Here is a 2,026-nt window from a genome sequence, read left to right as displayed (position 1 = left end):
CCAGCGCCGAGAGTGAGAGGGAGGATTGGGAAGGGTGAATTTCGCGGGCTCGAGAGAGCAGCGAGTAGCCCTTCTCGGAGATCCTCAGATGTCGCTTTCCCCCCTGTCCCCGGTCATGGATTCCGGCCTTTTCGGTCAGGTCTCACGCACCGACGGTCTGGTCGCCGCCGCATGGGTGATGGCCCTTCATCTGTCCAAGGGGCGGGCCCTGGAAGCGCGCCTGCTGCGCACCACCATGCAGGACACGTTCAGGGCGACCGACGCGGAGGGTGCATGGAACTGGCGCGACGCCTACGAGGCGGCCGAGCTGGCCCAGGTCCTCTGGCTGCGCCGCAACGCATCTGCGGTGATGGGCGCCGGCATCCCCGCCGACGAAACGCTGCAGGCGGTCCGCGCCGTCTCGCTCCTGACTCCCTCGCAGACGCGCCGATCCGAAGACCAGGTCGCCTTCCAGCAATTCTCCACGCCGCTGGACCTCGGCTATGTCGCCTCGGTCGCCCTCGATGCGCGCCCGGGTGACGTCGTCATCGAACCCAGCGCCGGCACCGGCCTGCTCGCCGTCTTCGCCGAACTCGCAGGCGCTCGTGTCCACCTCAACGAACTGGACGAGGCTCGCGCCTCACTGCTGGACCAGGTGTTCCGCGACACTGTCGTGACCCGCCTCAACGCCGAACAACTCAACGACCGCCTCGACCGTAACATCCGCCCCAACCTGGTGCTGATGAACCCGCCCTTCAGCGTCTCGCCGAACGTCACCGGCCGGACGGCCGGCGCCGACTTCCGCCACATCGCCTCCGCTCTGGCCCGACTGGACGTCGGCGGCCGTCTGGTCGCGATCACGGGCGCGGGCCTCTCGCCAGAGGAGCATCCCGCCCGTTTCGCGGATCTGCGGTCCCAAGGCGGTCGCGTGGTCTTCACCCGCGCGATCAACGGCCGCGCCTACGCCCGCCACGGGACCACGACGGACACCCGCCTGACGGTCATCGATAAACTGGCCGACGCCGGCGAGGCTCGCCCATCCCTTCCGATGGCCGCCGACACCGCTGACCTGCTGGCATCCCTGTCGGATCTCGAACCGCGCGGCCAGGTGGCCCCGCGCCCGGCCGTCCTGACAGCCCGGCCGGTGATCCTGCGGCCGTCGCTTCGCCCCGCCCGGCCCACAACACCCGAGACGCCCGCGGCCGTCGACTTCGCCGACGTCGCCCCGCTGGCCTATTCGGTCCGCGCCGACTCCGAGACCACGACCGGCCGCGCTGAGGGGATCTACGAGTCCTACGGCGTCGAGACCATCGCGATCGACGGCGCGCAACCGCACCCGACGACCCTGGTGGAGTCCGTCGCCATGGCGGCCGTGCGTCTGCCGGTCCCCACTTACCGCCCGCACCTCCCCGCCAGGCTTGTTTCCGAGGGGATACTGTCGGACGCGCAGCTCGAAACCATCATCTATGCCGGCGAGGCGCACTCCGCTCTGCTGCCGGGCCGCTGGAACCCGGACGAGTCGTTCGACAACCTCTCAGCCGCCCCGGAAGGCGAAGGAATGCCCTACCGCCGGGGCTTCTTCCTTGGCGATGGAACGGGCGCCGGAAAGGGCCGTCAATCCGCCGGAGTCGGTCTGGACAACTGGCTGCAGGGCCGCCGGAAGATCGTCTGGGTCTCCAAGAACGAGGCGCTGCTGGAAGACGCACGCCGCGACTGGAGCGCCGTGGGCGGTCGGCCCCAACAGATCGTCCCGCAGTCGCGCTTCGGCCTGGGCGAGAAGATCGGGATCGCCGAAGGCATTCTGTTCACCACCTACGCCACGCTCCGTTCGGGCCCGCGAGGCGACAAGGCCTCGCGCCTGGATCAGATCCTCGACTGGCTGGGCCGGGACTTCGACGGCCTGATCATCTTCGATGAAGCCCACGCCATGGCCAACGCCGCCGGCGAGAAGGGCGCTCGCGGCGACCGCGGCCCCTCCGAGCAGGGCCGCGTGGGTCTGCGGCTTCAGAATGCCCTGCCTGGCGCGCGGATCCTTTACGTCTCTGCC

General features: G+C 69.6%; 1 protein-coding gene. It reads left to right on the top strand.

The features are described 5' to 3' along the window. Window positions 1–88: 88 nt before the first annotated feature. Window positions 89–2,026 (top strand): strawberry notch-like NTP hydrolase domain-containing protein (locus tag RDU12_RS15250; RefSeq protein WP_308685484.1); only part of this gene is annotated, 1,938 nt, incomplete at its 3' end.

The sequence above is a fragment of the Brevundimonas sp. genome, from assembly GCF_031082345.1.
Classification (GTDB): domain Bacteria; phylum Pseudomonadota; class Alphaproteobacteria; order Caulobacterales; family Caulobacteraceae; genus Brevundimonas.
Note: the sequence above shows the minus strand (reverse complement) of the source record. Positions and strands in the feature narration are given on the sequence as shown.